Origin of the sequence: Thalassolituus sp. UBA6592, from assembly GCF_002433655.1 — a bacterium.
GTDB lineage: Bacteria > Pseudomonadota > Gammaproteobacteria > Pseudomonadales > Oceanobacteraceae > Venatoribacter.
On record NZ_DJIO01000059.1, the window covers coordinates 25,121 to 32,106 of the forward strand.

The 6,986-nt window shown below is 53.1% G+C and carries 6 protein-coding genes; 5 read left to right on the forward strand and 1 reads right to left on the reverse strand.

Annotated features, from left to right (window positions below):
- Positions 1 to 22 precede the first annotated feature (22 nt).
- From B2Z72_RS05345 to B2Z72_RS05355, 3 genes are all read left to right on the forward strand, one after another.
- Positions 23 to 1,282 (forward strand): DSD1 family PLP-dependent enzyme, encoded by a 1,260-nt coding sequence (locus B2Z72_RS05345; RefSeq protein WP_296981300.1) that lies wholly within the window; start codon positions 23 to 25, stop codon positions 1,280 to 1,282.
- Between the two features lie 16 nt (positions 1,283 to 1,298).
- Entirely contained in the window at positions 1,299 to 2,480 is a 1,182-nt protein-coding gene (locus tag B2Z72_RS05350; RefSeq protein ID WP_296981298.1) for a DUF819 family protein, read from the forward strand.
- A 73-nt stretch (positions 2,481 to 2,553) separates the two neighbouring features.
- Entirely contained in the window at positions 2,554 to 3,222 is a 669-nt protein-coding gene (locus tag B2Z72_RS05355; RefSeq protein WP_296981295.1) for an alpha/beta hydrolase, read from the forward strand.
- On the opposite strand, the gene B2Z72_RS05360 is transcribed toward B2Z72_RS05355, so the two are convergent.
- Complete coding sequence (locus B2Z72_RS05360; protein WP_296981292.1) at positions 3,188 to 5,155, reverse strand: methyl-accepting chemotaxis protein; 1,968 nt, start codon at positions 5,153 to 5,155, stop codon at positions 3,188 to 3,190. The two genes, B2Z72_RS05355 and B2Z72_RS05360, sit on opposite strands and share 35 nt — an antisense overlap.
- A gap of 275 nt (positions 5,156 to 5,430) precedes the next feature.
- On the opposite strand from B2Z72_RS05360, the gene B2Z72_RS05365 reads away from it, so the two are divergent.
- Together B2Z72_RS05365 and dapD are read left to right on the forward strand one after the other, a co-directional pair.
- Positions 5,431 to 5,775 carry an ArsC family reductase gene (locus B2Z72_RS05365; protein ID WP_296981290.1) on the forward strand — a complete coding sequence of 115 codons (345 nt, stop codon included), beginning with the start codon at positions 5,431 to 5,433 and terminating at the stop codon, positions 5,773 to 5,775.
- Positions 5,776 to 5,835: 60 nt separating this feature from the next.
- Positions 5,836 to 6,867: a 2,3,4,5-tetrahydropyridine-2,6-dicarboxylate N-succinyltransferase gene (gene dapD / locus B2Z72_RS05370; RefSeq protein ID WP_296981289.1), complete on the forward strand. Its 1,032-nt coding sequence runs from the start codon at positions 5,836 to 5,838 to the stop codon at positions 6,865 to 6,867.
- Positions 6,868 to 6,986: the final 119 nt, after the last annotated feature.

The window sequence follows — 6,986 nt, forward strand, 5'->3', positions numbered from 1 at the left end:
CTTGCATGTTGCGGAACCCTCTATGACCGATCAGTATTTTGAAAATCTGAAGACAGCCCTGCACAAAGCCGGAATATCCACTCCGACTCTGGTCATCGACAAGCAGCGCCTCGACCACAATATCGACCAGCTGATGAATGTGATTAATCAGGGCTTCAATTACCGTATTGTTGCCAAATCATTGCCTTCCGTGCCTTTACTGCAATACATCATGCATCGTACCGGTACGCAGCGCCTGATGAGTTTTCATCTGCCTTTCCTGATGCATCTGGTCAAACAGATCCCGGCCGCAGACATTCTGATGGGCAAACCTATGCCGGTCAGTGCGGCAGAACACTTTTATCAGTGGTACAGCAAACAACCGGCGAATCTGTGCTTTTTCCCTGAGCATCAGCTGCAATGGCTGGTCGACAGCAATGCCCGTCTGTTGCAATACCAGGCCCTTGCGGAGCGCCTGCAGCAACCGATGCGCATCAATCTGGAAATCGATATTGGCCTGCATCGTGGTGGTTTTGCCAGTGATGACGATTATCTGGACGCACTGAATATCATCCGTAACAGCAGCTGGCTGACCTTCTCCGGACTGATGGGCTATGAAGCGCATATCGCGAAAATTCCGCCATTCCTGGGTGGCCCGCAGAAAGCACTGCAGCAGGCCCGGCAACGCTACCGCGACCGGGTAAATATGGCGAAAGAAGTGTTTGGCAGCGAACGGAGCGACGAATGGTGTCTGAACACCGGCGGCAGTACTACCTACCCGCTGTACGATGCCGATGATCTCACCACAGTTAACGAACTGGCCACCGCATCAGCTCTGGTGAAGCCAACAGACTTTGATCTGTTCACTCTGGATCATCATCTGCCGGCAGTATTTATCGCAGCACCCGTGTTAAAGCGCGTGAATAAACCTGAACTGCCAATGACACACTGGATTTCATCCATACTGCGCTGGCTCGGGCGGCTGCCAGCCAATGCCGCATTTATTTACGGTGGTAACTGGCTGGCCAGCCCGTGTTATCCGCTCCCCTGCCGACGGGCCAACGTGCTTGGGCATTCCAGCAATCAGGAACTCTACGAGCTGCCCGCCGACTGCCAGCTGAAAGAAGATGATTTTATCTTCTTCCGGCCCAGCCAAAGTGAATCCCTGTTCCTGCAGTTCGGTAATATAGCGCTCTGTGACGATGGCAGAATTCATGAATGGTGGCCGGTTTTCAGTTATCCACGGGATTTCACCGTCACAGACCAGACCTTAACCGTGCCTCAGGCCGCCGCCAATTCCTGAACGGGAGCCTGATGCAATGGCTATTGCTGTGTTATTACTGTGTGCACTGACTCCGGCGGCATTGATTATTCTCTGCCAGCGCCTGCCACTACTGGAGAAAGCCGGCGTGGTTGTTCTGACCTTTGTCGCCGGCATCGGTATATCAGCTTTGCTGGCGGCCATGCCGCTGTGGCAATCACTGTCAGAAGTGCGGACCAGTATCTCCGAAATAACCATTGCTCTTGCACTGCCAATGCTGGTGTTTTCCATTGATGTAAAAGCATCATTGCGCATGGCAGGCAATACCCTGAAAAGTATGGCGTTTGCGCTGCTGTCGGTTCTGCTTGTCAGCGCTGCCAGCGCCTTTGTGTATGCGGGCCAGCTTGATAACGTGTGGCAGATTGCGGGCATGTCTGTCGGCGCTTATACCGGCGGTGGGCCGAATATGGCGGCGATTAAAACTGCCACAGGCGCAGATGAAACCCTGTTTACCACCATGATTACGTACGACATTCTGCTGTCGTCACTGTATCTGCTGTTTGTTATGACGCTGGCAAAGCCCCTGTTTTCCCGGCTGCTGAAACCTTACAGAGGCAACGATCAGAATGCTGAGCATGAATCCTCCGCAACGTTTGCCCACCTGGCCGACGAAACAGCCTACGCTTACCGCATTCTGCTGCAGAAAAATGTTGTGCTTAACGCCCTCGGTGGCCTGCTGATATCCGCAGCCATTGTCGCCTTAGCCGTCGCTGTGGCCAGTGTGGTGCCAGGCAGTATGGCCTCTGCTGTCACCATCATCACCATCACAAGCCTGGGTGTTGCCGCCTCGTTTATTCCTTTTGTGCGCCAACTGAAAGGCACATTTCAGCTTGGAATGTATCTGATTCTGATCTTTTGTTTTACCACAGGCAGCATGACGGATACCGGGGTGATCACTGACCTCAATATGGCGCTGTTCAGCTATATTGGTGCAATTCTGCTTGGCTCTCTGCTGTTGCAGGCACTGCTCTGCCGCTTATTCAATATTGATACCGACACGTTTCTGATCACCTCGTCAGCAGCCATTATGTCAGTGCCCTTTATTCCGGTGATTGCCGGTGCGATTAAAAACCGCGCCATTATCCTGCCAGGATTCGCCGCCGCCATTATTGGCTACATCCTTGGTAATTATCTGGGCATCGTCATGGCCTGGTTTACCCGCTGGCTGATCAGCGCTTAACAGAGACTCTGCTGCCCGCTATCGCCGTCAAAGGTTATAATGCCGCTTTTGTGAACCATCAGAGCAGCACACAATGACAGTTGATATCCAACGCACAGACAGCGCAGATTGCATTCGTCTGGAAACCGCCAATCCTGACTGCGCTATGATCTGGCTGCACGGACTGGGAGCCACCAACGAAGATTTCGTTCCTGTGTTTAAACGCATTGTCAGCTCTCTGTCACTCAACTGCGTCGGACTTTTCCCTCAGGCGCCAACCCGTCCGGTGACCTTTTCCGGCGGTATGAGCATGCCCTGCTGGTACGATATTCTGGGAGCCAATCCGAAGCGTATCATTAACGAAGACGACCTGCAGGCAGCCGCTGCTGGCGTACACCATCTGCTGCAGTCGTTACTGGATGAAGGCATTGCCCCTCAGCGGATATTTATTGCCGGCTTTTCACAGGGCGGCGCCGTCGCTTATGAAAGTGCAATGAGCTATAACGGAACGCTGGCCGGCCTGATTACCCTGTCGACGTATATTGGCCGGCCAATGACGCCAGCCAACACTGCGCTGCCGGTTTTCTGTGCCCACGGCACTCAGGATGATGTTGTACCGATCGCTCTGGGCGAGGCGGCGTTAAATGATCTGCAGACCATGGGGCTGACACCAGAGTGGAAAACATACCCCATGCAGCATGAGGTATGCCTGCCGGAAATTGCCGACATCAGCGGTTTTGTCGCCCGTCAGCTTGGCCAATAACAAACCGCGCAGATATATCGCGCAGCTTATTCGCAAGTTCACTCTGTTCCTGCGCGGTTTTACTCATAAAAGAGGACGTGGCGACGGTGTGATCAGCAATTTTATAAATGCTGCGCATACTGCCGGACATTTCTCTGTTGGTAGATACATGCTCTTCGGCGGCAGCCGCAACCTGATCCGTCATATCACGGATCAGGCTTACCGCAGACTCAATTTTGTGCAGCTCTTCGGTCAGACCGGAGGAAAGATTAACCGTTTCTTTTACCGTTGACTGGGAAGACTCCACCGCTTCAAAAGCGCGCTTTGACTCCGACTGAAAACGACTGACGATACTTTCAATTTCTGCAGTCGATTCCTGGGTACGCTGTGCCAGTGTGCGTACTTCATCGGCCACCACAGCAAACCCTCGTCCCTGCTCACCGGCCCGTGCCGCCTCAATCGCCGCATTCAACGCCAGCAGATTGGTCTGCTCAGCAATGTTTTTAATCACGGATAACACACCGCCAATAGCGTCACTGGAACTGTGCAGGTCACGGATAACATCCGATACCTGCTTCATTTTGTCATCAAGTTGCAGAATAACGCTGACGCTCTGTTCAACTGAACGCCCACTGCTGGCCGCAACCTCATTGGCAGATTCGGTATTTTCAGCCACCTGCTGCATACTCGCAGAAATTTCCTGTGTGGCGATTTCCTGCTGGCTCATGGCCGTCACGACTTTGCCGGTTTCCTCCTGCTGCAGATTCATCCCTTTGCTGCTCAGTTTGATCGTCATATGGTTCTGCATGGAAATCAGCGTCAGCTGGGCGGAGATATCCAGAATGGTTTTCACCGTAGACTCAATCTGCTCAAGCATTTCATTTCCGGCCCGTGCCGCGTCACCCAGCTCATCATTCTGCAGAACACTGAATCTGTGATTCAGCTGCAGATTACGCCCGGCCAGATGCAGCCCCTGCTGCAATGCGATGATCTGGCGGTACATGGCGCTCGACAGCAGCCACACCAGTAATAAGGTCAGTGCCACCGCCAGCAAAGAGAACAGGCCGGTACTCCAGGCTTCAAGCTGAGTTTCTTCAAGCTTCGCTGCGGTGAGTGAAATCAGATTGGCTTCCAGCCCGTTTTCCAGTTCCTTGAGGCCATTAATACGGGCGGTTGCCCGCTCAAACCAGTAAGCAGATTCAACATTGAAGCCTTCGTTACGGCTCAGGGCGACATCGCGCATGCTCTGCACGTCGATCTCCGCCTGACTGCTTCTGAAGGCCTGATAGGCTTTAACCGCGCTGCTGTCAGCAAAGCGTTCAAAACTCTGCAAATGAGCATCCTGCTCAGATACCAGACGCACGAAACGGGTAAACAGTGCCGCGGTAAAGCTGTCCCGTCCGAACACATTACTCATCACTGCGCGCTCAATGCCGGCACGTTCCTTACCCTGCAAAAAGCTGTAATACGCCTGCAGGGCACGAACGATCTGGCCATCTGAGGTATAAGCCGTTGCCAGTGCAGGAACCACCAGCAAACGGTCAATCGTCCCAGTGTAGAAGGCCAGCACTTCCGGTAAGGCGACACTCTGAGCGTCTACCCTCTCCCGCAAAGCATTAATGGCAGCAACCTTCTGCTGCACATCCTTCAACGCCCGGTAAAGCTCGGGATAATTCTTTAAAGCGGGATGTGATGCCAGCAGCGCCTGCCACTCTTTAATACGGCCATTAGTCAGTTGCCGCTGTCCGGGCAGTTTATCGCCGAAGGATTGCCCCTTGCTGCCGAGAAATCCGGCCGACATGCCACGTTCCTTTTGCAGCTCATGGGCCAGCAGACTGTTAACCGAGCTGACTTCCACCAGAGTCTGCACTGATGTCAGACCATTGATATTGCTGAGCGCCCTGATCTGGAGCCCAGATTCCAGAAACACGACTAACAGAAGAGGTACCGCCACGAGTATCAGGAGTTTGTACCTGACACTGAGATTCCTGATTATGTTCACGATCGTCTCCATCCGGATGTAGCATGATCGTCTCAGACTAGCCCATGCTTTTTGCTTCTGCCTGCCGGCAACATGGTGTTACGAACTATTTATGATTTTTATCCATCCCGTTGCTTATAGTTTTAAACTATCTGGCTGCCGGTGGTGCTGCCCCATGCCCTTATCTCTGGTATCCTTGCGCCTCGTTTTTACCCGTGAATCCATTCAGATCAGAGGCCAGCCCCGCCATGATTACCATGTACGGCATCAAAAACTGCGACACTATCAAGAAGGCACGTAAATGGCTGGAAGACGCCGGTGTCGAATACCAGTTTCATGACTACAAAAAAGACGGTCTGGACGCAGCATTGCTGGATACCTTTATTGCTGAGCTGGGCTGGGAAGATCTGCTCAACCGCCGTGGCACAACCTGGCGCAAGCTGCCGGATGATGTGAAAGATGGCATTGATGAGGCATCGGCAAAAGCAGTGATGCTGGACAATCCATCCATCATTAAGCGCCCTCTGCTGGATACCGGTAAACAAAAAATTCTGGGCTTTAAAGCTGACGATTACGCAGCTCTGGGCCTGTAACGCTTAACGACTGACTTTGCTTTAACGTACGCTCACTGCGTACCGTACTGAGGAACCCCTATGACAAACGCATTCGCTCTGGCCATTGGTGTCGGCACTAAAAACAGCAACGGTGACTGGCTGGAAGTTTTCTATCAGCAGCCACTGCTGAACCCGGAAGCAGCACTGATCGAAGCGGCTAAAAGTACGCTCGGTTATGAAGGTGGCAACGCTGCCCTGGAAGTCGACGGTGGTGAACTGAGCGCCTTCGCTGAAGCCATTGAAGCAGCAGCGCCTGCGCAGGCGGCACTGGCCCGTGCCTGCACTGAGAGTGAAAAGCCGGTGGTAATCACCGTTCTGGAAAGTGACGAACAGGCCTCTTCAACGCCTGAGGTTTACCTCAAGCTGCACCTGCTGTCTCATCGTCTGGTTAAGCCACATGGTGTTAACCTGGCCGGTATTTTTGGTCTGCTGCCAAACGTTGCCTGGACCAACAAAGGCGCGATCGATCTGAGCGAACTGCCACAGGCACAGCTGGAAGCCCGTCTGAAAGGTGAACTGCTGAGCGTAAACAGTGTGGATAAATTCCCACGCATGACCGACTACGTGGTACCGGCAGGCGTACGTATCGCTCACACTGCCCGTATCCGTCTGGGTGCTTACATTGGTGAAGGCACCACCGTAATGCACGAAGGCTTTGTTAACTTCAACGCCGGTACTCTGGGCACTTCCATGGTTGAAGGCCGTATTTCTGCCGGTGTTGTTATTGGCGACGGTTCTGACCTGGGTGGCGGCTGCTCCACCATGGGTACTCTGTCCGGTGGCGGTAACATCATTATTTCCGTCGGTGAAAAATGTCTGCTCGGCGCCAACGCCGGTATCGGTATCCCGCTGGGCGACCGCTGCACCGTGGAAGCTGGCCTGTACGTAACTGCCGGTACCAAAATTCAGGTACTGGACGATCAGAAAAAGCTGGTGGAAACCGTTAAAGGCCGCGATCTGGCCGGTAAATCTGACCTGCTGTTCCGTCGTGACTCAATCACAGGTGCTGTTCAGTGCGTAACCAACAAAAGCGCAATCCAGCTGAACGAAGAACTGCACGCCAATAACTGAGTTAATTAACTTGGTTATTACGCTGTAAAAAAACCGGCCTGATGGCCACTGCTGTCCCACAGTTTGGGATTCATATCACGAGCCTCATCTGAGGCTCGTTTTCTTTTCTCTGTCGTGGA

Bases quoted from the DNA above. Each gene is read 5' to 3' on its own strand.
- B2Z72_RS05345 (WP_296981300.1), top strand. From the start codon at position 23: ATGACCGATCAGTATTTTGAAAATCTGAAGACAGCCCTGCACAAAGCC.
- B2Z72_RS05355 (WP_296981295.1), top strand. From the start codon at position 2,554: ATGACAGTTGATATCCAACGCACAGACAGCGCAGATTGCATTCGTCTG.
- B2Z72_RS05350 (WP_296981298.1), top strand. From the start codon at position 1,299: ATGGCTATTGCTGTGTTATTACTGTGTGCACTGACTCCGGCGGCATTG.
- dapD (WP_296981289.1), top strand. From the start codon at position 5,836: ATGACAAACGCATTCGCTCTGGCCATTGGTGTCGGCACTAAAAACAGC.
- B2Z72_RS05365 (WP_296981290.1), top strand. From the start codon at position 5,431: ATGATTACCATGTACGGCATCAAAAACTGCGACACTATCAAGAAGGCA.